The sequence below is a fragment of the Micromonospora sp. NPDC050417 genome, from assembly GCF_044458865.1.
GTDB lineage: Bacteria > Actinomycetota > Actinomycetes > Mycobacteriales > Micromonosporaceae > Micromonospora_G.
Genome location: NZ_JBITIH010000029.1, coordinates 1 through 24535, shown reverse-complemented (window position 1 = coordinate 24535; position 24535 = coordinate 1). Strand labels below are relative to the sequence as shown.

General features: G+C 71.3%; 21 protein-coding genes. 10 read left to right on the top strand and 11 right to left on the bottom strand.

The window, feature by feature from the left end; translation table 11 throughout:
- Window positions 1-8: 8 nt before the first annotated feature.
- The 3 genes from ACIBF5_RS28830 to ACIBF5_RS28820 are packed head-to-tail and all read left to right on the top strand — an operon-like array spanning window position 9 to window position 1973.
- On the top strand, window positions 9-734 hold the full coding sequence (locus ACIBF5_RS28830; RefSeq protein ID WP_396816038.1) for a DUF305 domain-containing protein: 726 nt from the start codon (window positions 9-11) through the stop codon (window positions 732-734).
- A gap of 44 nt (window positions 735-778) precedes the next feature.
- The gene (locus ACIBF5_RS28825) at window positions 779-1030 is read left to right on the top strand and encodes a hypothetical protein (RefSeq protein ID WP_396816037.1); all 252 of its coding nucleotides are present in this window, start codon (window positions 779-781) and stop codon (window positions 1028-1030) included.
- Complete coding sequence (locus ACIBF5_RS28820; protein WP_396816036.1) at window positions 1023-1973, top strand: DUF3500 domain-containing protein; 951 nt, start codon at window positions 1023-1025, stop codon at window positions 1971-1973. The genes ACIBF5_RS28825 and ACIBF5_RS28820 overlap by 8 nt, the downstream gene beginning before the upstream one ends.
- Window positions 1974-2004: 31 nt before the next feature.
- On the opposite strand, the gene ACIBF5_RS28815 is transcribed toward ACIBF5_RS28820, so the two are convergent.
- The 6 genes from ACIBF5_RS28815 to ACIBF5_RS28790 form a co-directional block, all read right to left on the bottom strand.
- Window positions 2005-2511, bottom strand: a complete 507-nt coding sequence (locus ACIBF5_RS28815; RefSeq protein WP_396816035.1) for a DUF2231 domain-containing protein — start codon at window positions 2509-2511, stop codon at window positions 2005-2007.
- Window positions 2512-2626: 115 nt separating this feature from the next.
- Window positions 2627-3388 (bottom strand): GAF domain-containing protein, encoded by a 762-nt coding sequence (locus ACIBF5_RS28810; protein ID WP_396816034.1) that lies wholly within the window; start codon window positions 3386-3388, stop codon window positions 2627-2629.
- Window positions 3389-3619: 231 nt separating this feature from the next.
- Window positions 3620-5914 carry an accessory Sec system translocase SecA2 gene (gene secA2 / locus ACIBF5_RS28805; RefSeq protein ID WP_396816033.1) on the bottom strand — a complete coding sequence of 765 codons (2295 nt, stop codon included), beginning with the start codon at window positions 5912-5914 and terminating at the stop codon, window positions 3620-3622.
- A 129-nt stretch (window positions 5915-6043) separates the two neighbouring features.
- Window positions 6044-7810, bottom strand: coding sequence for an ABC transporter ATP-binding protein (locus ACIBF5_RS28800; RefSeq protein ID WP_396816032.1), 1767 nt, complete (start codon window positions 7808-7810; stop codon window positions 6044-6046).
- Between the two features lie 95 nt (window positions 7811-7905).
- Window positions 7906-8994, bottom strand: coding sequence for a zinc-binding alcohol dehydrogenase (locus ACIBF5_RS28795; RefSeq protein WP_396816031.1), 1089 nt, complete (start codon window positions 8992-8994; stop codon window positions 7906-7908).
- On the bottom strand, window positions 8987-10012 hold the full coding sequence (locus tag ACIBF5_RS28790) for a Gfo/Idh/MocA family protein (protein ID WP_396816030.1): 1026 nt from the start codon (window positions 10010-10012) through the stop codon (window positions 8987-8989). Before ACIBF5_RS28790 ends, ACIBF5_RS28795 begins: the two co-directional genes overlap by 8 nt.
- A 204-nt stretch (window positions 10013-10216) precedes the next feature.
- Here ACIBF5_RS28790 and ACIBF5_RS28785 point away from each other — a divergent pair, with 204 nt between their 5' ends.
- The 4 genes from ACIBF5_RS28785 (at window position 10217) to ctaD (ending at window position 15149) form a co-directional block, all read left to right on the top strand.
- Window positions 10217-11239: a glucosyl-3-phosphoglycerate synthase gene (locus ACIBF5_RS28785; protein WP_396816029.1), complete on the top strand. Its 1023-nt coding sequence runs from the start codon at window positions 10217-10219 to the stop codon at window positions 11237-11239.
- A gap of 26 nt (window positions 11240-11265) precedes the next feature.
- Window positions 11266-12402: a glycosyltransferase gene (locus ACIBF5_RS28780; protein WP_396816103.1), complete on the top strand. Its 1137-nt coding sequence runs from the start codon at window positions 11266-11268 to the stop codon at window positions 12400-12402.
- 82 nt (window positions 12403-12484) lie between these two features.
- Window positions 12485-12961 (top strand): DUF4383 domain-containing protein, encoded by a 477-nt coding sequence (locus tag ACIBF5_RS28775; protein WP_396816028.1) that lies wholly within the window; start codon window positions 12485-12487, stop codon window positions 12959-12961.
- Window positions 12962-13145: 184 nt separating this feature from the next.
- Window positions 13146-15149 (top strand): cytochrome c oxidase subunit I, encoded by a 2004-nt coding sequence (gene ctaD, locus ACIBF5_RS28770; protein ID WP_396816027.1) that lies wholly within the window; start codon window positions 13146-13148, stop codon window positions 15147-15149.
- Window positions 15150-15236: 87 nt separating this feature from the next.
- On the opposite strand, the gene ACIBF5_RS28765 is transcribed toward ctaD, so the two are convergent.
- The 4 genes from ACIBF5_RS28765 to ACIBF5_RS28750 all read right to left on the bottom strand — a co-directional run bounded on the left by ACIBF5_RS28765 (window position 15237) and on the right by ACIBF5_RS28750 (window position 21245).
- Complete coding sequence (locus ACIBF5_RS28765) at window positions 15237-16391, bottom strand: SigB/SigF/SigG family RNA polymerase sigma factor (RefSeq protein WP_396816026.1); 1155 nt, start codon at window positions 16389-16391, stop codon at window positions 15237-15239.
- A gap of 273 nt (window positions 16392-16664) precedes the next feature.
- Window positions 16665-18071: a hypothetical protein gene (locus ACIBF5_RS28760; protein ID WP_396816101.1), complete on the bottom strand. Its 1407-nt coding sequence runs from the start codon at window positions 18069-18071 to the stop codon at window positions 16665-16667.
- Between the two features lie 230 nt (window positions 18072-18301).
- On the bottom strand, window positions 18302-20128 hold the full coding sequence (locus tag ACIBF5_RS28755; protein WP_396816025.1) for a thiamine pyrophosphate-requiring protein: 1827 nt from the start codon (window positions 20126-20128) through the stop codon (window positions 18302-18304).
- Entirely contained in the window at window positions 20121-21245 is a 1125-nt protein-coding gene (locus ACIBF5_RS28750; protein WP_396816024.1) for a Vms1/Ankzf1 family peptidyl-tRNA hydrolase, read from the bottom strand. Before ACIBF5_RS28750 ends, ACIBF5_RS28755 begins: the two co-directional genes overlap by 8 nt.
- 198 nt (window positions 21246-21443) lie before the next feature.
- Here ACIBF5_RS28750 and ACIBF5_RS28745 point away from each other — a divergent pair, with 198 nt between their 5' ends.
- Window positions 21444-21998 (top strand): hypothetical protein, encoded by a 555-nt coding sequence (locus ACIBF5_RS28745; RefSeq protein WP_396816100.1) that lies wholly within the window; start codon window positions 21444-21446, stop codon window positions 21996-21998.
- A gap of 25 nt (window positions 21999-22023) precedes the next feature.
- Here ACIBF5_RS28745 and ACIBF5_RS28740 read toward each other — a convergent pair whose 3' ends face one another.
- Complete coding sequence (locus ACIBF5_RS28740) at window positions 22024-22359, bottom strand: DUF3817 domain-containing protein (RefSeq protein WP_396816023.1); 336 nt, start codon at window positions 22357-22359, stop codon at window positions 22024-22026.
- Window positions 22360-22594: 235 nt separating this feature from the next.
- Here ACIBF5_RS28740 and ACIBF5_RS28735 point away from each other — a divergent pair, with 235 nt between their 5' ends.
- The gene (locus tag ACIBF5_RS28735) at window positions 22595-24076 is read left to right on the top strand and encodes a glutamate--cysteine ligase (RefSeq protein WP_396816022.1); all 1482 of its coding nucleotides are present in this window, start codon (window positions 22595-22597) and stop codon (window positions 24074-24076) included.
- A 243-nt stretch (window positions 24077-24319) separates the two neighbouring features.
- Window positions 24320-24535, top strand: a 216-nt coding sequence (locus ACIBF5_RS28730) for a glycogen/starch synthase (protein WP_396816021.1), incomplete at its 3' end; no start/stop codon positions are given.

The window sequence follows — 24535 nt, the reverse complement described above, 5'->3', positions numbered from 1 at the left end:
GCAGCCAGATGACCGGAACAAGCCGACGGCGGTACGTCCTCGTCGCCCTCGTGGCGCTGCTGGTAATCGGCGGTATCGCCGCCATCCGGCTCACCTCCGACGACTCTCCGTCCACACGGAACGGTGCCGCGACGGCCGGTCCCAGCGGCAAACCCAGTCCCTCCGGCCCAGGCGACGGTAACGGTCAGGAGGCACCGGTGATCATGCCCGGCCGCCCCGGCGAGTCCGCCTCGGTCGCACCCCCCGGTGAGCAGGTCGCACCGAACCTACCGCGTTACAACACGATGGACGCGGAGTACATCCGGATGATGATCCCCCACCACAGCCAGGCCCTGCTGATGACCGAACTTGTGCCCGACCGGGCCAGCGATCCCCGACTCAAGGTGCTGGCCGGGCGGATCAAGGACACCCAGGGACCGGAGATCCTGCGCATGCGCGGCTGGCTTGAGTCCCACGGACTCGACCCGGACGAGGACAAGCGGCGCGGCCACGACCACGGCACGATGGCCGGCATGCAGAGCCCCGAGGCAATCGCCCGGCTCACCGCCGCCCGGGGGGTCGAGTTCGACCGGCTCTTCATCGAGATGATGACCAACCACCACCAGGGCGCGATCGACATGTCCATCGCCCTGCTCAAGGTCGGCGTCGACATCATCGTCGAGGAGATCGCCACGGCGGTGGCCTCCGAACAGAACATCGAGATCCAGCGGATGCGCGGACTGCTGCCGGCGTAGCCCGCACGGGTTTACCGGGCACCAGGGCGGGTAGCCGGCCGGCCATGACGACGCCGCAGACACCAGACGCCCTGCTCGTCGGAGGGCCCCGGGACGGCACTCTGTTCGCCGCCGAAGACGCCTCCAGCGTCGAACTGGAGATCGACGGTCTGGTCCAGCGCTACCTGCGTACCGACCAGGAGCAGCAACAGCAGGGCGCCACGGTGGTGGTTTTCGCGTACGACGGTGTCAGCGACGCGGCCGGCACCCAGGCCGAGGTGGAGGCGAGCGACCAGGTATACAGGGCGGGTGGATGACTCCGTACGCCGCCAGATGCGGGACGCCGCCGCGACCCTGATCGCGGCGCTACCCGGCCCGGCGCGCGAACTCGCCGCCCTCCCCTTCACCGCCGAGGCGGACCGGCGGTGGATCGAGTACCGACCCCGACCCCGTCCCGGGGCCTGCGTCGCTGACCTCGACCGGGCCGCGCGCAAGGCCGCGCACCGGCTGCTGGCAACCGCACTGAGTCCACACGCGTACGCCCAGGCGATGACGATCGTCGCGCTGGAGGAGGTGCTCGACCGGCAGGAGGGATGGCGCCGGGGTCGGCACAGTGACGACTACTGGGTGACCGTCTTCGGCGACCCGGGTCGGGACGACCAGTGGTCCTGGCGGTTCGAGGGACACCACCTCTCGGTCACCATGACCATCCGCGACGACCAGGTCTTTCCCACCCCGGTCTTCCTCGGCGCGAACCCCGCCCGGGTCGGCTACGCCGGCCGGACGATCAGCCGGCCGCTGGCCCCGGAGGAGGATCTCGGGCGGGCGCTGCTGGAGGCGGTCGGCCCGACCGGCCGCCGTGCGGCGATCATCTCGGACGAGGCGCCCGACGACATCCACAGCGGAACCTCACCGGTCGCCGACGCGCGGATCGAACCGCTCGGGATGAACGCGTCCGGGCTGGGGCCGACCGCCCGGGCCACGCTCGACCAGCTCGTCGCCCTCTATCTCGACCGGTTGCCGGCGGAGCTGGCCGCCGCGGAGGCGGCCCGGATCGGCGGCGGCGAGCTGCACTTCGCCTGGCAGGGGCCGACCCGGCCCGGCCAGCGGCACTACTACCGGATCCAGGGCGACGACCTGCTGATCGAGTACGACAACACGAGCGACGACGGCAACCACGCGCACACGGTGCTGCGCCGCCCGTACAGCGACTTCGGTGACGACGTACTGGCCGCGCACCGGGCCGCCACCGCGCACTGACCCGCCGGCGCCGGCAGGGGGCCGCCGGAGGTCAGCCACGGCGGAGCTGACCGAGCGGCTCCCCGACCGACTCGAAACCGGGACGGAGCACGTCCAGGGTGCCCGGCTCGCCCCGGGGCGGGTCGAACCGCCGCACCAGGGTTCCGCCGATCCAGACTCCGAGAGCGCCGACCGACAGGGCCAACAACTCCACCGCGAGCAGGACCGCGGTGACGCCCCGGTCCGGCGTACCGGAGCGGACCAGGCAGACGAAGACGAACAGCACCGCCATCGCGGTGTTGACCAGGTTGAAGGTCACCGCCGTACGCCGGGTCCGGCCGTCTGGCACGTCCCACAGGTCGATCATGCCTGCCCCGGCGGCGAGGGCTGCGGCCACCAGCGCCGCCACCACCGTCCAGTATCCGACCTCGCCGAGGAACTCCGGCCCACCGGCGAGGTCGGTCAGGTCGAACACCACGACACTGACGAAGAGTCCGAACGGGAAGGTCACCAGCATCGGCTGGATCGGGTGCCCGTGCACGCGCAGACGGCTCTCCATGACGACGCCCTCCCCGGCTGGTTCATCGACTACCGTCAGGCCCTACCCGCACCGTAGCCTGCCGAACCATCATCCGGACACGCCGCGTGCCCCGTTCCCGCACGATCAGCGAGAATCACCCGGCGAGCCGGGCCGGACGCGCCGGACGCCGGGCCGCCGACCGGGCCAGCCGGTCGGCCACCTCCCGCAGCGGAATCGACAGGGCCGCCGAGGTACGCCGGAGCACCTGCAACGCCTCCGGCGCGGAACAGCCGCGCTCGGTCATGATCACGGCGATCGCCTGGCCGACCAGCTCACCATCGAGCAGGTGCCGGTCCAACTCCCCGACGAGAGCGTGCTGCCTGACCCGGTCCCGTACGGAGGCGAGCAGCAGCCCGGCATGTTCGGCCAGCAGCATCGCGGTCACCTGCCGGTGTTCGGTGAGCCCACCCGGCTCCCGGGAGTACAGGTTGATCGCGCCGAGCACGTGGTCGTCGACGTCGACCGGCGCGGAGATCACCTCGCGTACGCCGAGCCGTCGCGCCCGTCGGGTCCAGGCCGGCCAGCGCGACTCGGTACGCAGGTCGGAGACGTGCACCAGGTCCCGGGCCCTGATCGCGGTCATCGCCGGACCGTCCGGGCCGTGCCGGGTGTCGTCGAGCGCGCCGGCCGCCGGAGCGGAGGCGACCACCGCCGCCGGTGCACCGGCACGCAGTACGGTGACGCCGCACCAGGTCACGCCCGGAATGGCCCGTTGGCTGGTCCGGACGAGTCGTTCCAGGGCGTCGTCGAAGTCGCTGCTCGCGATGAGCCCGGCGGTCAGTTCGCGCAACAGGGCGGCGGTCTCCAGCACGCCCAGGGTCTCGGTGGGGTGCGCCGCCCGGATCTCCAGGCTCACCGGGCCGCGGCCCAGGCCACCACCGCGCGCCGGAGGGCACGCTCCGCTCGTTCGCTCGCCTCGGTCATCTCTCGCCCTTTCCCAGCCTGATTCGACCCGCCCTACTACCCGGGCCGGATGACGATCAAACCGGAAACGGCCGGGACCCCACCCACCGAGCAGCGGTGTGCGGGGTCCCGGTCAGCGCCGTCCCTGTGGATCTTCTTGGAGATCCACAGGGACGGCCAGGGTTCAGCGCGCGGCGGCGGTGAGTCGACGTCCGACTGCCGCGATCAGGCGGTCCAGCTCCGAACCGAACGGGTTGTCGTGGACCAGGTAGGTCCAGGTCGCGCTCGGGCGCACCAGCTCCGCCTCGTCCGGCTGCCAGTCGTCACCGATCTCCGCCTCCTCGAAGGTGGCCACCGTGCGGGCCTCGATCTCCGGGACGAGGGCGGTGAAGGCGGGCACTGCCGACCGGTGGAACTCGTCGAGCGGGTCGAGCCGGCCCAGCGCACGCAGGTGCACCCCCTCACGGACCTCGGAGAGTTCGGCCAGGTGCTCGGCCCAGAGCCGGTCGAGGTGGTAGAGCGCGATCGACCGGGCGGCCCGGGAGAGCACCTCGGAGTCGATCTCCTCGGTCTGCTCAGGGAACCGCTTCTTCAGCATCTCGGCGGCGACGTCGCTGGTCAGCAGGCGTTCCCGGCGCTCGGCGAGCGCCTTGCGCTGCTGTTCGATCACCACGCTGTACCGCCAGGTGTTGCGGTGGATCTCGTGGTTGACGCCTTCGGCGACCCGCTGGGCATGCTCGACCGCGAAGTCGACCTGTTCGTCCTGCACCAGGCCGTCGGCGTTCATCTTCGGCGAAGGCGGGATCGCGTCCGAGGCGTGCCGCAGGACCAGTTCGTCCTCAAGGCTGACGAAGAACTCCGAACGCCCGGGGTCACCCTGCCGACCGGCACGGCCGCGCAACTGGTCGTCGACCCGCCGGCTGTCGTGCCGGCCGCTGCCGATCACGTACAGGCCACCGAGTTCGGCGACCCGGTCCCGGTCGGACTGGTCGCTGCCACCGAGCCGGATGTCCACGCCCCGACCCGCCATCTGGGTCGACACGGTCACCGCGCCGTACGCACCCGCCTCGGCGATGATCGCCGCCTCTTCGGCGTCGTTCTTCGCGTTCAGCACCAGACAGGGCACGTCGGCGGCGAGCAGCGCCTTGGCGAGCCCCTCGGACTCCTTGACGTCGAGCGTGCCGACCAGCACCGGGCGGCCCGTCTCGTGACTCTTCTTGATCTCCGTGACCAGGGCCTCCTCCTTCTCGGCCCGAGTCGCGTAGATGCGGTCCGGCTCGTCCACCCGGACACACGGGGTGTTCGACGGGATCACCGCGACCTCAAGCGAGAAGAACTCCCGGAGCTGGTCACCGACGAGCACGGCGGTGGCGGTCATGCCGCAGACGGTCGGGTACAGCGCCACGTACGCCTGCACGGTGATCGTCCCGAGCACCTCGCCCTCGGCGGTGGCGGTCAGGCCCTCCTTGGCCTCGACCGCCGCCTGCAGCCCGTCCGGCCAGCGGCGACGCTGGGCGACCCGGCCCCGCATCTCGTCGATCAGCTCCACCGCACCGTTGCGGACGATGTAGTCCACGTCGCGGTGCAGGAGGGCGTGCGCGTGCAACGCCACGTTGACCGCGGAGAGCTGCTCCATGTTCTCGTCGGCGTAGAGGTTGACCCCCTCCAGCTTCGCCTCGATCACGGCCAGCCCGGTATTGGTGAAGGCCACGCTGCGGCCGTCGTCGGCGACCTCGTAGTCCTCCCCCGCCCGCAGCCCACGGACCAGTCCGGCGGCGGTGTTCACCGGGTCCTGCTCGCCCGGCACCGCGCCGGCCAGCACCATCGGCACCCGGGCCTCGTCGATCAGGATCGAGTCGGCCTCGTCGACGATCGCGGTGGTGAGCGTCGGCTGCACCCGGTCGGCGATGTCGGTCACCAACTGGTCGCGCAGGTAGTCGAAACCGGCCTCGCTGACCGACACATAGGTGACGTCGCAGGCGTACGCCGTGCGCCGCTCCTCGGCGGTGGACGCCTCGGTCACCCAGCCGACGGTCAGGCCGAGCAGCTTGTAGATCGGCTCCATCCACTCGGCGTCCCGGCGGGCCAGGTAGTCGTTGACGGTCAACACGTGCACCGGCCCGTTGCCCCGGCGGACGTGCCCGTACGCGGCGATGGTGGCGGTCAGGGTCTTGCCCTCACCGGTCGCCATCTCGGCGACCTTGCCGGCGAGCAGTGACATCGCGCCGAGTAGCTGGACGTCGTACGGCCGCTGGTCGATCCCACGCCGGGCGGCCTCCCGGCCAACGGCGCAGATCTCCACGAAGTCCTCGGCCCGACCGGCCGCCTCGGTCAGCTCGGCGTCGTCGAGGGCTGCCAGTTCCTCCTCGCGGGCCTCGATCGCGGGCAACAGCTTCTCCAGCGGCGCCAGATCCACCGTGCTGCCCGGCCGCTGCAAGAAACGCCGGAATCTGCTCTTCAACCGTTGCGACACACCCATGAGCGGCAACGGTAGCCGACTCCGGGGCAACTGTGCGGCCCGGCAGGCCGGGGTAGTATTTCCGGTCCCGGAAGCCCAGGTCAGAGCGGTGACGCAGGCTGGTTCGGGCTGAGCCGGGACGGTGCGCGGTCAGCCGACGAGGAGTTGGTGGGCGGCGAGTTCCCGGTAGAGCGGACTGCTCTGGGTGAGTTCCGCGTGGGGGCCGACGGCGACCACCCGGCCGCCGTCGAGGACCACTATCTGGTCGGCGTCGACCACGGTCGCCAACCGGTGCGCGACGATCAGCAGCGTACGGTCGGCCGCCACGGTGTCGATCGCCCGGCGCAGCGCCGCCTCGCTGCGCGCGTCGAGGTTGCTGGTCGGTTCGTCGAGCAGCAGGATCGGCGGGTTGGCCAGCAGCGTACGGGCGATCGCCAGGCGCTGGCGCTCACCGCCGGACAGGAGCACGCCGCCCTCGCCGACCTGGGCGTCGAGCCCCAGCGGGGTGCGTCGGACCAGCCGGGTCAGGTCGACCTCGGCGAGTACCGCGAACAACTGCTCCTCGGTCGCCTGCGGCGCGGTCAGCAGCAGGTTCTCGCGCAGTGTCCCGGCCAGTACCGGGGCCTCCTGCTCGACGTAGCCGAGCTGCGCCCGCAGCCGGTCCCGGGGCAGCTCCCGCAGGTCGACCCCGCCGACCCGCAGCCTCCCGCCGGTCGGCTCGTAGAACCGCTCGACCAGCGCGAGCAGGGTCGACTTGCCGGCGCCCGAGGGACCGACCAGAGCGGTCCGGGTGCCGTACGGGACGGTGAAGCTCACCTCGTGCAGCACCGGACAGGCGTTCGGGTAGCCGAAGCTGACCCGGTCGAACTCGACCGCCGCCACCACCGGGGGCCGGGCGGGCCGGGCTGGCGGGACGCCGGACGCTCGCACCGGACGGTCCTCCGCGCCCTCGACCGGCAGGTCGAGCATTTCCTCGATTCGCTGGAGCGCGCCGAGTCCGGTCTGTAGCTGGGTGTACGCGTTCAACGCCTGCCCCAGTGGTAGCACCAGGAAGAACAGGAACATGACAAAGGCGACCAGGTCTCCGATGGTGATCGCGCCCGTCGCCACCCGGGCCCCGCCCACCCCCAGCACCACCAGGAACGCGCCCTGCACCGCGGTCGTGCTGATCGGCCCGATCAGCGCCTGCAACCGGGCCACCCGCAGGCCGGCGTCGTACGCCTGACCGGCGGCCGTACCGACCCCGGCGGTCTCCCGCTCCTCGGCCCGGCTGGCCCGGATGGTCCGTGCGGCGGAGATCGCCCGCTCGACCGCCGAGGTCATCTCGCCCACCCGCGCCTGGGCCTGTTCGGAGAGGCCACGGACCCGACGCGCGAAGATCATCGCGATACTCAGGCCGGCCGCCACGCCGGCCAGGGTGACTCCGAAGAGCACCGGGTCGAGCAGGACCATCGCGGTACCGGCGCCGAGCACCATCACGAAACCGGTGACCGTCTCGAAGAGCCCCGAGGTGACCACCGCCCGCAGCAGGGTGGTGTCGGCACCGACCCGGGAGAGCAGGTCACCGGTACGGCGCTGGTCGTACTCGGCGATCGGCAGCCGGAGCAGGTGCCCGGCGAGTCGGCGGCGGGTGCCCAGCACCACTCCCTCGGCGGTGCGTTGGAGCAGGTAGTCGCGGACTCCGTCGAGCGCCGCGCCGACCACGAGGAGGCCGACGAGCAGCCCGACCAGCAGGGTCACCGGGCGCGCGGCACCGATCGCGTCGAGGACCTCGCGGGTGAGCAGCGGCTGGACCAGGGCGGCACCGGCGCTGGTCAGCGAGAGCAGGGCGACGACGAGCAGCGTGCCTCGGTGCGCCCGCAGGTAGGGCAGCAACGCCGGCAGGCCGACCCGCCGGGTGGTGGGGGGTACGGTCATGCCCACACCGTAACCGGGTGATCACAGAGCACGGATGGTGCCACGCGCGCCGCTTCCCGGGCCGGCACGTGCGTCGCCGCCTCGCCCGGCACCGGTCAGCAGGCGAGCACCACCTGCGTCTCCTGGCGCCGGCCGGCGGCCAACTCGGTCAGGAGCGCCGGCCCCTCCTCGAACGGCACCACCGCCGATACCAGGTGCCGGGCCACCAGTTCCCCGTACGCCCGCAGCAGCGCCAGGCTCTCCCCGGAGAGCCGCTCGCGGTCCCAGGTCGGGGCGAGTCCGCGCGGCACCCGCCCGATCTGCGCGCACCGCAGGACGAGCCCGTTGTGGTGGAACTCCTCGCCGAACCGGACCTCGTCCGCCCCTGACTGGTAGAACGCCAGGTCGACCACGGTGCCCTGGGGACGCAGCAGGCGCAGCCCGAGCCGGAGGGCGGAACCCTGACCTCGGCACTGGAAGACCAGGTCGGCGCCACGGTCACCGGGTCCGTGCGCCCACCGCGTCTTGAGCAGCACCGCCGGGTCCTCCGCGTCCGGGTCGAGCGTCTCCAGACCGAGCGCGGCGGCGACCGCCCGTCGTCGCGGGGTCGGGTCGACGACGACCACCGAGGCCGCGCCGTGATGGTGGGCGAGCAGAGCGGTCAGCACGCCGACGACGCCGGCCCCGGTCACCGCCACCCGCCGGCCACGGACGCCGTCGGCGAGCGTACGGACGTCCGGGCCGTACAGGTCGGCGGCGGCGTGCAGCAGCCCGTTCACGCAGATCGGACCCATGTGCGCGACGTAGACGCCGAGCAGTGGGTCCAGATCCGCCGGCAGTGGCACGAACCGGTCCACCAGCGGATCGGCCAGGTAGCCGGTGCGGTGCCCGTACGCCATCGCGCCGATCGTTCCCTCGGCGACCGCCGGCGTCCGACTCTCGGTCACCTGGGCCACCTCCATGTAGCCGAGCCGGGTGACCGGGTACGGCGTGGCGGCCTCCCCCGGCTGGAAGAGCGCCAGATCGGCCTGCCAGCTCGCACGCAGGTAGGGATTGCTGCCCTTGAGGTAACTCAGCTCGGTGCCGGCCGAGACGCCGGTGTAGAGGGTCCGGACCCGGAACGTGCCCGGCCGGGCCGGTCCCGACTCCTCCTCGCACATGGTCACCTGCCCCGGTGCGGGCACCACGATCACCCGGTCAGGCATCGAGCCCGAACCCGGTACGGGTGGACCGGGTCGCGGTGGCGAGCGCCTCGACCGCCGGGGCCAACCGCACCGTCCGACCGGTCTCGGCCGACTGCGCCACCGCACAGGCCAACCGGTGCGTCCGCAGCGCCTCCGGATAGGGAACCCGAATGTCGTCGCCGATGCCGCGTACCGCGTCGACGAAGGCCCGGTCGGTCGCGATCCGGGCGGTCTCCGGGTCGGCCTCGGTGACGCCCTCGCCGGTCGCGTTCCGCCAGGCCAGCCCCTCTTCACCGATGGTCAGCACCAGCGCGTCGGCGACGACCTCCACGCCGGCCCGGTGCTTCCACTCCAGGGTGCAGCCGGAGACGAGGGTGCCGACCGCCCCGCTGGCGAACCGCAGGCTGGCCGTGGTGACCGAGTCGATGTCGGCGCCGTCGATCTCCGGTGGGGTGCCGTCGCCGTACGCGCTCACCTCGATCGCCTCCCCGGCGAAGAAGCGCAGCAGGTCGAGGACGTGCGCCGCCTGCTCGACCACCGGGCCGCCGGAGAGTTCCCGCCGGCTCCACCAGGCCACCTGCGGCACCTTGTCCAACCAGACGCCGCCGACCATCCGTACCGGCCGACCGGCCAACAGGTCACGCGCCTGGTCGAGGAAGGGCAGATAACGCCAGTGGTGGCCGACCGAGGTGATGACCTCCCGCTGGGCGACGAGTGCGGCGATCCGTTCGGCGGTGGCCAGGTCGGCCGCGACCGGCTTCTCGACGAACATCGGCAGTCCGGCCGCGATCACCGCCTCCTCGGCCGGACCGTGCGCGAACGGCGGCACACAGACGTACGCCGCGTCCAGCCCCGCGTCCAGCAGGGTGGCGACGTCGGGATACGCGGGGGCGTCGTGCTGGTCGGCCAGCCGCTGACAGGCATCCGGCAGGACGTCGGTCACCCCGACCAGCCGTACGTCGGCGAACCCGGCCAGCACCCGGGCGTGTCGTTGAGCGACGTTGCCGGCCCCGATCAGCCCAATCCGGCAGCTGCCCATCAGCTGACCTCCCGCTCAGGCCCCAGTGACATCATCGGACGGCTGTTGTCACGCCGGAGCGACATCAAACCTTCATCCGGACGAGACAGGAAATAACAGAACTTCGTGATCAATATGCTAGGACGGCGTCGGTTAGTCGGGTCCCACTCCGGGAAATCCACCGACGCTTCCGCTTCGATCGACTCGTGACCTGGGGGTGGGCCTGTGCGGCACTCGCAAACGACCGTCTCACCCGTGGTGGAGGCGTGGTCCACCTACCGTACTGGCTCGGCCGGGCAGTGGCCGGCGCATCGCCTCATCCGGACAAAGGGCGACACCAGGGTGACCGTGGTCATTCCCGCCTTCAACGAGGAGGCGACCGTTGGCGCGATCGTCGCGACGATCCGTGAATATCTGGTCGACAGGGTCGCACTGGTCGACGAGGTGATCGTGGTCGACTCCCGCTCCCGGGACAGGACCGCGGCCGTCGCGTCGGCCGCCGGCGCCCGGGTGGTGAGCCAGGACGAGGTGACCCGAGGGCTGCCCCGCCTTGAGGGCAAGGGCGACGCGCTCTGGGCCGGCCTCGCCGCGGCCACCGGTGACGTCATCGCCTTCGTCGACGCCGACCTGCGCGAGTTCCGCCCACACTTCGTCACCGGCCTGATCGGCCCGCTGCTGGCCGACCCGTCGATCTCCTTCGTCAAGGGCTTCTACCACCGCCCGCTGGTCGAGGCGGGCACGGTCGAACCCGACGGGGGCGGACGGGTCACCGAACTGATGGCCCGACCGCTGCTCAACCTCTTCTGGCCGGAACTGGCCGGCTTCGTACAGCCACTGGCCGGGGAGTACGCCGGCCGACGCGACGTGCTGGAACGGGTGCCGTTCGTCTCCGGCTACGGCGTCGAGACGGCACTCCTGATCGACCTGCTGGAACTGGTCGGGCTGGACGCGCTGGCGCAGGTCGACCTCGGCGAGCGCCTGCACCGCCACCAGGACACCGCCGCGCTCGGCCGGATGTCGGCGCAGATCATGCTGACCGCGTGGTCGCGGCTGCACCGGCAGGGTCAGGTCGCGTCGAAGACCCCACCGGCGACCCTGCTCACCCAGTTCCGCCGGGGCGGAGCGGGGACGTTGCCGAACCTCGAACGGGAGATCGTGGTAAGCGACGTCTCGGTGCAGGAGCGACCGCCGCTGATTCAGCTCCGGGACGTGATGGGGCGTTGGCGCCGTGAGGCGGTCTCCCCTTGAGCGGCCCGGCGCCGGTGACGGTGCTGATGAACGCCGGGCCGTGGCTGTCGGTCCCGCCGCCGGGCTACGGCGGCATCGAGAACGTGGTCGCGACCCTGGTGCCCGAGCTGCGCCGGCTCGGTGTCCGGGTGGTGCTCGCCTCCGTCGGCAGTAGCACCCTCGACGTGGACGAGCGACTGTCGGTCTTCGCCGACGGGCAGTTCTCCGCCCTGCAGCGGCCGTACAACCAGGTGTGCGGGATAGCCCAGGCGCACCTGGGCGGCGTGGTCCGGGCGCTGCGGGAACGCGACGACATCGACCTGGTGCACGACCATGTGGAGGCGGTGGGGCTGGCCACCCTCACCGCCATGGGTCCGGGTGGGCCACCCGTGCTGCACACCCTGCACTGGGACCTGGGCAAGCACCCGGACCTGTACGGACAGCTCGACGGCGGAGAGCGGGTACGGGTCAACGGCGTCTCCGCCGCGCAACTGGCCCGGGCACCGGCCGCGCTGCGCGCGCACTCGGTGGGGCACGTTCACCTGGCCACCCCGCTGGCGGTCGACGCGGACCGGCGCCCGGCGGCGGAGCCGGGCGAGCACATGCTGGTCCTCGGCCGGATCAACCCGGGCAAGGGGCAGGACGTGGCCGCGCGGCTGGCCCGACGGTCCGGTGTACCGCTGGTGCTGGCCGGGCCGGTCGGGCCGTACCACCGGCCCGAGGATCTGGCCGCCGCCGGTGACCAGGCACGCCAGAACCCGGACGTGCGCTTCTGGTACGAGCAGGTGGCGCCGCATGTCGACGGCGTGCTGGTGCGCTGGGTCGGCACGGTCGCCGGACGGGAGCGCGACGACCTGATCGCCACCGCCCGTGCCACCCTCTTTCCGCTGCGGTGGGAAGAGCCGGGCGGGACCGCGGTGGTGGAGTCGCTGGCCCTGGGCACACCCGTGGTCGCCACCGCCCGCGGCTGCCTGCCGGAGCTGATCACGCACGGGCGTACCGGGCTGCTCACCGACGACGAGGACGAACTCATCGATCTGCTGTTCGCCGCCACGCTGATCGACCGGGACGAGTGCCGGCGGGAGGCCGCCATCCGGTTCACCCCGGAGGCGATGGCCCGGCGCTACGTGGAGCTTTACGACCGGGTCCGCCAGCAGTCGGGGCCGGTGCTGGAAGCGGCGTGACCCGACCGACGCCCGTGGGTGACCGGGAGGTTTGTCCGCTGCCGGACCGGGGATCCTGCCGCCCGGCGGAGGAGGTACGGCAATGGCCGGAGTGTCCCGCGCCGGGGCCCGGGGAGCGTCCGGATCAGGTCGGGGGCGGCCCGGGCCGACCCTGGTCCAGATCGCGGCGGCGACCGTGGGAGCGGTGTTCCTGCTCGTCGGGGTGCTGGGGTTCATCCCGGGTGTGACCACCGACTACGACCGTCTCGGATTCGCCGGACACGCCTCGGGGGCGCAGTTGTTCGGGGTGTTCCAGGTCTCGGTGCTGCACAACCTCGTACACCTGGCGTTCGGGCTGGCCGGGCTCGTGCTCGCCCGTACCGTGGCCTGGTCCCGGCTGTTCCTGGTCGGTGGCAGCGCGGTCTACCTGTTGCTCTCGCTCTACGGTCTGGTGATCGTGCACCGGAGCGAGGCCAACTTCCTCCCGCTCAACCAGGCCGACGACTGGCTGCACCTCGGTCTCGGGCTCGGCATGCTCGGGCTCGGGCTGCTGACCACCCGCGCCCCGGTGCGACCGTGACCTGGTTCGGTGCCGATCTGCCCGATCGAGCCGGGAGGGCCGGATCGCGTGCGGAACGACCGATCCGACCGGACCGGTGGGTGCTGAGCGGGTAGACCGAAATTTCCTGGGCTGACGGGTTTCGTCCCCCACAGACCGGGTAGCCACGCCCGTCCTTTATGTGGGTCGCGACGGGGTGAGCAGGATGCCGAAACGGGTTACCACGGAGCCGGAACGTGAACGAGGGCCGATCGTGCTGGCACCAGCACGCTTCGGCGGCTACCCCGGGCCCATCCGGCAGGCGATCCGGGGCAGCCACCTGGTCAAGCTGCTGGGCACCACCGACGCGAAGCAGATCGGGCTGCTCTACCTCGTCACGTCGTTCGGCTTCTTCATCGTCGGCGGCGCGATGGCGATGCTCATCCGGGCCGAACTGGGGCGCCCGGGGCTGCAGTTCCTCTCCAATGAGCAGTACAACCAGCTCTTCACCATGCACGGCACGATCATGCTGTTGCTCTTCGCGACCCCGCTGGTCTTCGCGTTCGGCAACTACATCGTGCCGCTGCAGATCGGCGCCCCGGACGTCTCCTTTCCCCGGCTGAACGCGTTCGCCTACTGGCTCTACCTGCTCGGCGGTTCGTTGGTGGTGATCGGGTTCCTCACCCCGGACGGGGCCGCCGACTTCGGCTGGACCGCGTACACCCCGCTGAGCCGGGCCCAACACAGTCCGGGCATCGGGCCGGACATGTGGGTGATCGGGCTGGTCATCTCCGGCCTCGGCACGATTCTCGGCGCGGTCAACATGATCACCACGATCATCACCCTGCGGGCGCCGGGCATGACGATGTTCCGAATGCCGATCTTCACCTGGAACATCCTGCTCACCGCGGTACTGGTGATCCTGGTCTTCCCGCTGCTCGCCGCCGCGCTGCTGGCGCTCTACGCCGACCGCCGGGTCGACGCGCACGTCTACGACCCGGCCACCGGCGGGCCGTTGCTGTGGCAGCACCTCTTCTGGTTCTTCGGCCATCCCGAGGTCTACATCGTCGCGCTGCCATTCTTCGGCATCATCACCGAGATCATCCCCGTCTTCTCCCGGAAGCCGATCTTCGGCTACAAGGGCATCGTCTTCGCCACCATCGCCATCACGGTGCTGTCGATGACGGTCTGGGCGCACCACATGTTCGGCACCGGGCAGGTGCTGCTGCCCTTCTTCAGTCTGCTCAGTTACCTGATCGCGGTGCCGACCGGGGTGAAGTTCTTCAACTGGATCGGCACCATGTGGAAGGGGCAGATCACCTTCGAGACACCGATGCTCTTCGCCATCGGATTCCTGGTGACCTTCCTGTTCGGTGGGCTCACCGGAGTGCTGCTGGCCAGCCCGCCGGTCGACTTCCACGTCACCGACAGCTACTTCGTGGTGGCACACTTCCACTACGTACTCTTCGGCACCATCGTCTTCGCCGCATTCGGCGGGGTCTACTTCTGGTTCCCGAAGATGACCGGACGGATGCTCGACGAGCGACTCGGCAAACTGCACTTCTGGACCATGTTCATCGGCTTCCACGGCACCTTCCTGGTCCAGCACTGGCTGGGGAACGAGGGGATGCCCCGCCGGTACGCCGACTACCTGCCGACCGACGGCTGGACCATGCTGAACATGGTCTCCACGATCAGTTCCTTCGTGCTGGGCTTCTCGACCTTGTTCATCATCTACAACCTGTGGAAGTCGTACCGGTTCGGGCGGCTGGTCGCGGTGGACGACCCGTGGGGCTTCAGCAACTCACTGGAATGGGCGACGAGCTGTCCGCCGCCGCTGCGCAACTTCGACCGAATGCCCCGGATCCGCTCCGAACGTCCCGCGTTCGACGCGAAGTACGGTCCGCTCGTCGCGGACCTCGGTCGGGACCTGCCGCAGCGCTCCACCAAGCCACCGCAGGACATCTCGGACGAGTTGCACGCGGAGGAGCACCACCTCTCGGAGCGGGCGAGCCCCGAGGGGGCGCACGGCGCCCGGGAGGCGGTCCGCTGGCAACCCGATCCCCGTTCCGGCGCCCGGCCGATCGAGGTGCCGGAGCCGGCCGAGGTGCGCCGCCCGAACTTCGAGCCGAGCGTGCCGGACACCCACCTGGACGCCGACCGGGGCGGCCCGAACAGCGAACGCTGGCGGACCGGTCGCTCGGCGGACGACGAGGCCGACGAGGAGTGACGTGACGTGGGCCGGCGGGACGGGACAGCACGGCACCAGCGGGGACGGGCCCCGGTGGCAGGAGGCAACATGGCAGGACCGGCGCGACTACTCGTGCAGCGGGGCCAGCCCGGCCGTGGCGAGCGAGTGCCGTACGCCGGGCTGGGCCCGGGTGAGCTTCAGCGCGACACCACTGCGGGCGGCGGCGTCCCGCCCCGCGATCAGCGCGGCGATCCCGCCGTGCTCCAGTTGCCCGACGTCGACCAGGTCGACCACCACCTCGGCGGGCTGGCCACTGCTCACCGCCTCCACGACCGCACGTCGAAGCTGGTCGCTGGTGTCGCGGTCGAGTTCGCCACCGATCGCGATGACGGTGCGGTCACCGGTCTGACGGACCGACAGACGGCTCTCCGGCGCGTCCGGGTCCGGGCCGCCGGCCTGCCACGGTGGGGGTGCGTCGGCGAGCATCGCCTGCCGCAACCAGGTGAGGGCGCGGGAGAGCAATCGCGACACATGCATCTGGGAGATGCCGAACCGGGCGGCGATCTCGGCCTGGGTCTGGTTGCCGTAGAAGCGCATGGCCAGGATGCGCCGCTCCCGCCAGGGCAGCCGGCCGAGCAGTCCGCTGACCGTCACCCGGTCGTCCACCGACTCCAGGTCGGCGTCGGACTCCCCCACCAGGTCGCCGAACTCGGCCGAACTCTCCCCACCGACCGGTGCGTTGAGCGACGCCGGGCTGTAGCCGGCGGCCGACTCAAGCGCCGCGAGGATCTCCTCCTGCGGGGTCTCGAGTCGCTCGGAGAGTTCCGCCACCGTAGGGGCCCGGGACAGCTCGCTGGTCAGTGCCGCGGTCGCCTGCCCCACCTCGAGAATCAGGTCGCGCAGCCGGCGCGGGACGTGCACCCCCCAGGTGCGGTCCCGGAAGTGTCTCTTGATCTCGCCGACGATGGTGATCGCGGCGTAGGCGGTGAACGAGCCGCGTTCCGGGTCGTACCGGTCGACGGCGTTGACCAGGCCGAGCCGGGCGACCTGTTCCAGGTCTTCCAGCGGTTCACCCCGCCCCCGGTAACGGCGGGCCAGCCGGCCGGCGAACGGCAGAGCGAACCGGACCAGGTCGTCACGGGCCTCCTGCCGGCGTTCGTCCGGCAGGCCCTCGATCCGGGCCGCGTACGCGAGCGCCGCGGCGTCGAGGTCCTCCAGCCCACGCTCGCTCGGTGCGGTCGTGGTTGTGGTCGTGGTCGTCGTGCCGATCTGTCCGAACATCCGCGCCTCCCTCAGGAAGGTCCCCCACCCGGATTTACGGAACCGGTCAGTGGCGACCTCGCCACGGCGGACCGGACCGGAGCGCGAAGATCTGACCGGAGCAGCCCGTAAACGCCCGCACAGCTTCGTTACGCAGCGCAGTTAACCGGTTGCAGTCAGCGACGTTCCCGCTCTGTAGGTACTCAATCACGGCGGCGGACTTTCGCGGGATGTTTTGCCGCTGCACCCTCGCAACAGACCGCTGGACCCGCTCGACAGAGCGCTGACCCCCGCTCAACAGACGAGCAGACCGTGGGCGGTACCGCTGGCCCGGAGGCCGGTCAGGGCATCCTGCACCGCCAACGGCGCCGGAGCTGGCAGGTCGTACGGCTGCGCCCGCAGTACCTCCGTCGCGTGCCGGGTCGGCACCGAGGTGACCGGATAACCTCGGGCCGCCACCCGGTCCAGAGCCCGACGGCGACGGCCGAACGAGGCCACCGCCAGCCACTGCGGCAGCCCGGCCAGCGCCGGTGAACGCATCCCCGGCGGCTCGGGCAGTACGTCGACCGAGCTGAACGGGTCGCTGCCGGCCAACCACCACTCCGCACCCGCCACCCGGCGGCTGGTCGCGTTCTCACACCAGTACGGCACCAGACCGGCCCGGACCACCTGCCACGGGTCAAGCAACCGCCCGCACTCCACCACGCACCGGTCGCCGGTCTTGCCGGCCGCGCGCAGCCACCCCCGGTACACGTCCGCGGTCGCCGCGCTCAACGCCTCCGGCTCGGCGAAGAGCACCCGGTGCAGGCTGCTGTCCGCATCCCGTACCCAGTCCAGGAGGCTCTGCTCGAATCCCGGCTCGATGCCATGCTCCGCGTAACCCTGCGGTCCCAACGGGGCGGGTGGCTCCCACCGCTGCGGGTCCCCACCGGCGACCCGCAACACCTGGTCCAACGGCTCGCTGAGGATACGGAAATCGGCCGAGGTCAGGCCGCTGCCGGGGCTGCCGAGCTGGAACGCGTGCCCCTGCCCCTGGTCCACCACCGGCCAGGTCCGCACGTCCCGCATCAGGAGCACCGGCGCACCCGGCGCCAACCGCTCACCGAGAAAGTGCCGGTACGCCTCGGGCAACTGACGCCAGCGCAGCACCAGGGAGACGGTCGAACCGGCCAGCACCCCCCGGGCCGCCGGATCGTGCACCTGACGGACCCGTACCCCGGGGTTCGCGGCGAGCAGACGCTCGGCCACCTGGGCGCCGTACGCCAGGGAACCGGCAAGGTTGTCCACGGCTCCCTGTGGCCACTGCACCGCCACCTCGAACCCGGCCGGCAGCCAGGGCATGCCCAACGCGGTGGCGAGATGCACGGCAGCGCCGCTCGGCGAACCGAGCACCACCCCCGGGTACTGCCCCGGCGGGTAGTGGTCCACCATCCAGCGGGCCACCCACTCGGCGTCCACCTGGCCCACCTGACGTACGGGCAGCGCCGCCCGGCCACCGGCGCGGGCCACCGCCGATCGGCGTACCGACTCAGGGGTGCCCGGGAACCGGGCCAGCATCGGCTGGTAGCCGAGGTCGGCGCAGTCCTCCCCGCGCAGCGCCCGTGAGGCCGCGGCGAGCAGCACCCGGGCCGGGCTGTCCAGCGCGACGATCCGTCGCGGTCCGGGGACGTCGGGCCCGCTCGCAGCCACCCACTCCTGCATCTCCCGCACCGGACCCGCCCTTCTTCGTCCACTTGCCACACGCCGGGCTTCCCGTCCGGATCAGGTTCAAACGACCTTTCCGCGACGACGGGCGAGTTATCCGAGGACGCGCCATCCGGCCCGCGAAGACACACCGACGGCCCTCGACCGCCGGGAACGACCCAGTCCGCCGGATCCGGTCCCGGTGTCGCGTTCGCGTCGGCCGGTGGGCCGGTCTCGAACAGGTCGGATCAGGTCAGCTCGGCCTCGCCGCCGGACCGGTCCCGAATCCGGTCGGCCGCGACGGCCCGCTCCCGGACCAGCTCGGTACGGGACCGGCTGGCCGCCTCGGTACCGTCGACCTCCTCCCGCTCCTCCAGCAGCAGGCCACGCAGGTCGGCGAAGGGCCGATCGGGTGGAGAGAGCGGCACCGTGGCGTCCACCACCGCCTCGATCAGGGTGGGACGGTCGGCGGCGAGCGCCTCGTCCCAGGCCGCGCCGACCAACTCCGGCCGGTCGACCCGCAAACCGTGCATCCCGAGCAACCGGGCCCAGCCCGCGTACGGGACGTCGGGCAGCCGCTGGGCCTCCGGCAACGCCGGCCGGCCGGACTCCCGCTGGACGAGACTCATCCCCGCCTGGTCACGGTTGTTCAACACCAGCACGACGAACCGGGGATCGGCCCAGTCGTGCCAACGATTCGCCACCGTGACCAGCTCGGAAAGACCGTTCATCTGCATCGCGCCGTCGCCGGCGAGGACGACGACCGGCCGGTCCGGCATGGCCAGCTTCGCCGCGACGCCGTACGGCAGCGCGGTGCCGGTCGAGGCGAACGTGCCACAGAGGTGGGCCGGCACTCCCGGCGGCAGTTGCACGTGGCGGGCGTACCAGTAGGTCACCGAGCCGACGTCGACGGCGACCGCCGCGTCCCAGGGCAACCGGGGCGACAGCTCGCGGAGGACGTGCTGCGGGTTGACCGGCTCGGCCGGGGTGTCGGCCCGCGCCGTGGCATCGCCCCACCAGCGTTCGAAGGAAAGCTCGGTCCGGTCCCGCCACTCCCGGTTCGCCCGGTGCGGCACCCGGGGCAACAGGGCGCGCAGCGTCTCCACCGCGTCGCCGATCAGGGGTATGTCCACCGGGTAGCGGTTGGCCAGCCGCCGGCCGTCGATGTCGATCTGGATCGTGGCGGCCTGTCCGGGCAGCGGGTAGTAGTCGGTCCACGGATCGTTCGTGCCGATCAGCAGCAGGGTGTCGCAGCCGCCCAGCAGCTCGGCGCTGGCGGTGGTGCCCAGGTGGCCCATCACCCCGGTGTGGAACGGCAGCCGCTCGTCCAGCACCGGCTTGCCGAGCAACGAGGTGGTGATGCCGGCGCCGATCTGGTCGGCGAGCGCGATGATCTCCTCGGCCGCACCGTAGCCGCCCTGTCCGACCAGGATGGCGACCCGCTGACCGGCGCCGAGCAGTTGCGCCGCCGCGTTCAGGTCCTCCTCGTGCGGCAGCACCCGGGCCGGGGGCAGTCCCGGCGCCATGGAGTAGACCCCGTCGGTCTGCGGCGGCAGATCGGGTACGGCGGCGGCCTGCAACCGTTGCGGGACGATCACGCAGGTCGGGCTCCGGGTGGCGACCGCGGTCCGGAACGCCCGGTCGATCAGCGAGGCGACCTGCTCGGCCGTTTCGGCCACCCGGACGAACTCGCCGCACACGTCGCTGAGCAGCCGGGTCAGTTCGATCTCCTGGTACGCGGCGCCGAAGGCGTTGTCGAGTTGCTGCCCGACGATCGCGACCACCGGCTTGCCGTCCAGCTTGGCGTCGTAGAGGCCGCCGAGCAGGTGCACCACCCCGGGGCCCTGGGCGGCCAGGCAGACACCTACCCCGCCGGTGAACTTGGCGTGGCCGGTGGCCATGAAGCCGGCTGTCTCCTCGTGCCGGGCCTGGATGAACGCGGGGTCGCCGCCGGCCCGGCCCAGCGCCGCGACGATCGGCTCGACACCGTCGGCGGAGGCGCCGAAGACCCGTGGCACGTGCCACGCCCGAAGCCGTTCGACCAGCAGGTCCGCGACGGTCCGCGACTCAGCCACGGTCGCGCCCCGGGGTGCTGGCGTCGGCGTAGCGCAGGATCGCCCCGACCCCGTCGGGCAGGTCCGGCGCCTCGTCCGGGCCGAGTACGGTCAGGTCGGCGTCGGTCCCGACCAGGGCCCGGACCAGGGCGGCGTCGGCTCGTACCTGTCGCGGTTCGGCGACCGACATCGCGCTCAGCTCCTCCGGGCTGGTGGCGATCTCGGTCGGCAGGTCGCCGATCCACAACTGCTCGGTGGAGGACGGGTCGTCGACCAGGAGCATGGTCTCGACCTGGCCCCGCTGCAACGCGGTCACCACCGCGTCCAGGCCGTTGCCGATCTGCTCCTGCATGCCGAACTTGTCCAGCGTGGCGTCGGCATGTGCGGTCGCCACCTCGGCGATCGCCTGCACCGTCACGTCGTCGAGCTTGCTGTTGTCGGCGCCCGCCGCGCGGAAGCCGGCGTCGGTACGCACCACCCGGTCCTGCCAGTACGTCGGGAGCGCCGCGGCGATCATCTCCCGCATCGGGGTGTCACCGGCCAGCACGATCACCTCGGCGCCGACCCCGCTGGCGAGTTCGGCGGCGGCCGTGGCGATGTCGTCGGCGTTGCGGTGCCAGGAGGTCATGCCCGAGCGCTGCCAGTTCGACTGGGACCAGCCGCCTTGGTCGATCCGCCGGAGTGGGTACTGGTTGCCCCCCTTGACCTGTGCCCGTTGCGCCACCCCACTGGTGCTCATCGCGTCGATGTCGGCGCCGGCACGGTTGGCGAGCACCCGCACCCAGGGAATCTGGTCGCCGCGCTGGGCCAGCAGTGGCATCGTGTGGGCGATCGGGCCGTTGGCGGCGATGTCCTTCATCGGCGGCGCGGACAGGTATTCGGTCAGCACGACCTCACCGCCGGTGGCGAACGCGGCGAACCCGTAGTCGCCGGCCATCGGGTCGTGTCCGCGTACCACGCTGTCGAGCGCGGCGACGGTCGCCGGGTCGGCCCCCTGCTGTGCCAGCCGTTCACGCAGCGCCCGCCAGCGCAGGTCCAGCGCGGGGCGGGAATCCTGGCTGTCGCGTGAGGCATCCAGGTACACCGAGGCCCAGGGTCCAGGTCGGGCGTAGATCGGGCGTAGGAAGGACAGCTCCATGATCGATCGACCCCTCTCCAACTCGCCCCCCGCATACCCGTGCGGCCCGGGTTGTCACCTGGCCCACCGGCCCGCTGCCGAAACGGTGATCCCGCGGGCCGGTGCCGGGAGGGCGATCCAGCGGAGCCGTGAGGGCGATTCACTCACTCCACTTACCCGTACGCATCGATACAATGCGTGAACCAAAGCGGACTCTCGGTGGTGAAAATGGACAGCGAGCTCTATCCCGAGCGGGTGGCGTACCGGCGTGGGCCGATCGTCACCGGACGGGTCATCCGGCTACTCGAGGGCTATTCGCGGGAGATGCAGGTACAGCGACCGATCGTCGTCGCCGTACTCGCCACCGCCGGCGTCGCACGGGTGATCCTGCTGCTGATCGCGTCCCTGCTGCGCTCCGGCGCCGGGACCGGCGCGCGGCGCCGGTGGAAGGAACTGCGCAAGGGGCCAGAATTCCTGGTCACACCGCTACGGCTGCGTGACAGCGAGGGCGTGCTCTGCGAGGTGGAGATCCACGGCCACCTGCCGCAGAGTGCCATCGAACCGGCCGACCACATCCAGGTCACCATCCGCCCCCAGAAGGACCCGCAGTTGGCTCCCCGGGTCGAGCGGATCGTGAACCTGACCACCGCCCAACTGCTCACGCCCCGCCCGCCGACGGTCTGGTCGCACCTGGGACCGGCACTGCTGCTCCAGGCGGTGCTGGGCATCCTGGTGATCGGGGTGGTCGCCGCCCTGAGCGTGATCGGCGGCTGACTCCCCGCCCGAGCGGGAGACCCGCTCAGCCCACCGCCACCGGGGTCGGCGCCGGCTCCGGCTGCGCGAGCAGGCCACGTCGACGTGCCCAGCGCTCGAAGAAGAGGGTGGCCAGCGGCGGCACCGAGCAGATCAACGCGACCAGGGTCACCGACCAGCCCCAACGGCCCAGTCGGCTCACCACCAGAACCAGCCCGACGTAGGCGACAAAGAGGCCGCCGTGGATCGGGCCGAAGATCTGCACCCCGATCTCGTTCCCGGTCGGGCCGTACTTGAAGATCATTCCAGTCAGCAGTGCCAGCCACGAGATCGCCTCGGCGATCGCCGCCACCACGAACAGTTTCTGCGCCGTACGCCGCATCGACCCTCCCTCGGTTCCGAGCCGTGATCGTACGTCAACCGCCCGTTCGGACCGCCGCGTTCCCCCTGATCCCCGCACCCATGGCCGGCGAAGCCGACGGGGAGTCCCGCAGCGGTCGCCCGCCACGGCGGTGGTGTCGGGCCGGGGCGGCCGGGGAACCATCCTGATCGAGGACTTCCCATGCGGCATCTGCCGTGCAAGGTTGGAAGACTCGGAGTAGCTGGATGGTGACTTGATGGGCGAAGAGGTGTCCCCGCGCGTGTTCACGCGGGAGGACCGCGCACGGTACCGGGAAAAGATCCGACACTGTCTCGACGTCTTCGCCGAGATGCTGCGCGAGGCACGATTCGACATCGACCGGCCGCTGACCGGGATGGAGATAGAACTCAACCTGGTCGACGACCACTCCATGCCGGCGATGCGCAACGCCGAGGTCCTCACCGCGGTCGCCGATCCGCAGTTCCAGACCGAACTGGGCCAGTTCAACGTCGAGATCAACGTCGCCCCCCGCGAGCTTGCCGGCACCGGCACGGCCGACTTCGAACACGACGTACGCGCCAGCCTCAACTCGGCGAACCTCAAGGCCCGTACGGTCGACACCCAACTGGTCATGATCGGCATCCTGCCGACACTGCGCGCGGACCACCTCACCCTCGACGCGCTCTCCGCGAACCCCCGTTACACCCTGCTCAACGAACAGATCGTCGCCGCCCGTGGCGAGAACCTGCCGATCCGGATTAGCGGCGTGGAACGGCTGGAGACCACCGCCGACACGATCACCCCGGAGGCCGCCTGCACCAGCACCCAGTTCCACGTTCAGGTCAGCCCAGCCCAGTTCGCCGCGTACTGGAACGCCGCCCAGGCGATCGCCGGCATCCAGGTCGCGCTCGGCGCCAACGCCCCCTTCCTGTTCGGCCGGGAACTCTGGCGGGAAAGCAGGATCCCCCTGTTCCAGCAGGCCACCGACACCCGCCCCGAGGAGATCAAAGCCCAGGGCGTACGGCCACGGGTCTGGTTCGGTGAACGCTGGGTCACCTCGGTCTTCGACCTCTTCGAGGAGAACGTCCGGTACTTCCCCGCATTGCTGCCGATCTGCGACTCCGAACGGCCGGCGCGCACCCTCGCCAGCGGCGGCATCCCGGCCCTGTCGGAGCTACGGCTGCACAACGGGACCGTCTACCGGTGGAACCGCCCGGTCTACGACGTGGTCCAGGGACGGCCGCACCTGCGGGTGGAGAACCGGGTCCTGCCCGCCGGCCCCACGGTGGTCGACACCATCGCCAACGCGGCGTTCTACTTCGGGCTGGTCCGCAGTCTGGCCGAGTCCGACCGCCCGCTCTGGTCCCAGATGGCGTTCAGCGCCGCCGAGGAGAACTTCCACACCTGCGCCCGGCAGGGCATCGCCGCCCAGGTCTACTGGCCCGGACTGGGCTACCTCCCGGTCACCGAGTTGGTGCTGCGTCGGCTGCTGCCGCTGGCCTCGGACGGGCTGGACCGTTGGGGCCTGGCACCGACCGAACGGGACCGGCTGCTCGGCATCATCGAGCAACGGTGCCTCACCGGCCGCAACGGCGCGAGTTGGCAGGTGGCGACACTGCACCGGCTGGAACGCGACCGCGCCCTCGACCGACCGTCCGCGCTCGGCGAGCTGCTCCGGTGCTACCTGCCACTGATGCACAGCAACCAGCCGGTGCACGAGTGGCCGTACCCCGGCTGATCGGGTCAGACCGGGACCACTGTGGAGCCCTCCGGACCGACCGCTGCGCCTCGGCGGTGTCATCGGTCACCTTCGGGGATTTCGGGATGCGGATCGGGCCCGCGTGCCCTTTCCTTGTACGTGGGGTCGCACGCCGCACTGGGGCGGCACGGCGGCCCGCCCGGCCAGATCGGCCACCACTCACTTCCTTGTTCTGCCGGCACCGGCGCCGGCGCGCTCACTCTCGCCTGGACGGAGACGAATGTGACGACCCGACGGGTCGGCGAGCACCTCGCGAACGGCAGCTCGGACCTCCCCTGCCGCCCCATCCCCACCTCGCGCCCGCAGTCCAGTCCCCTGACCGCCTCCGGTGGTCCGGTCCAGGGCCGGCAGCGGATTCTGATGCTCTCCTGGGAATACCCACCCGTCCTCGTCGGCGGACTCGGCCGACACGTCCACGCCCTCTCCATCGCCCTCGCC

Coding starts and splice junctions, on each gene's coding strand:
- ACIBF5_RS28830 (WP_396816038.1), top strand. CDS start 9: ATGACCGGAACAAGCCGACGGCGGTACGTCCTCGTCGCCCTCGTGGCG.
- ACIBF5_RS28825 (WP_396816037.1), top strand. CDS start 779: ATGACGACGCCGCAGACACCAGACGCCCTGCTCGTCGGAGGGCCCCGG.
- ACIBF5_RS28815 (WP_396816035.1), bottom strand. CDS start 2,511: ATGGAGAGCCGTCTGCGCGTGCACGGGCACCCGATCCAGCCGATGCTG.
- secA2 (WP_396816033.1), bottom strand. CDS start 5,914: ATGGGTGTGTCGCAACGGTTGAAGAGCAGATTCCGGCGTTTCTTGCAG.
- ACIBF5_RS28800 (WP_396816032.1), bottom strand. CDS start 7,810: ATGACCGTACCCCCCACCACCCGGCGGGTCGGCCTGCCGGCGTTGCTG.
- ACIBF5_RS28795 (WP_396816031.1), bottom strand. CDS start 8,994: ATGCCTGACCGGGTGATCGTGGTGCCCGCACCGGGGCAGGTGACCATG.
- ACIBF5_RS28790 (WP_396816030.1), bottom strand. CDS start 10,012: ATGGGCAGCTGCCGGATTGGGCTGATCGGGGCCGGCAACGTCGCTCAA.
- ACIBF5_RS28780 (WP_396816103.1), top strand. CDS start 11,266: ATGAACGCCGGGCCGTGGCTGTCGGTCCCGCCGCCGGGCTACGGCGGC.
- ACIBF5_RS28775 (WP_396816028.1), top strand. CDS start 12,485: ATGGCCGGAGTGTCCCGCGCCGGGGCCCGGGGAGCGTCCGGATCAGGT.
- ctaD (WP_396816027.1), top strand. CDS start 13,146: ATGCCGAAACGGGTTACCACGGAGCCGGAACGTGAACGAGGGCCGATC.
- ACIBF5_RS28765 (WP_396816026.1), bottom strand. CDS start 16,391: ATGTTCGGACAGATCGGCACGACGACCACGACCACAACCACGACCGCA.
- ACIBF5_RS28760 (WP_396816101.1), bottom strand. CDS start 18,071: ATGCAGGAGTGGGTGGCTGCGAGCGGGCCCGACGTCCCCGGACCGCGA.
- ACIBF5_RS28750 (WP_396816024.1), bottom strand. CDS start 21,245: ATGGAGCTGTCCTTCCTACGCCCGATCTACGCCCGACCTGGACCCTGG.
- ACIBF5_RS28740 (WP_396816023.1), bottom strand. CDS start 22,359: ATGCGGCGTACGGCGCAGAAACTGTTCGTGGTGGCGGCGATCGCCGAG.
- ACIBF5_RS28735 (WP_396816022.1), top strand. CDS start 22,595: ATGGGCGAAGAGGTGTCCCCGCGCGTGTTCACGCGGGAGGACCGCGCA.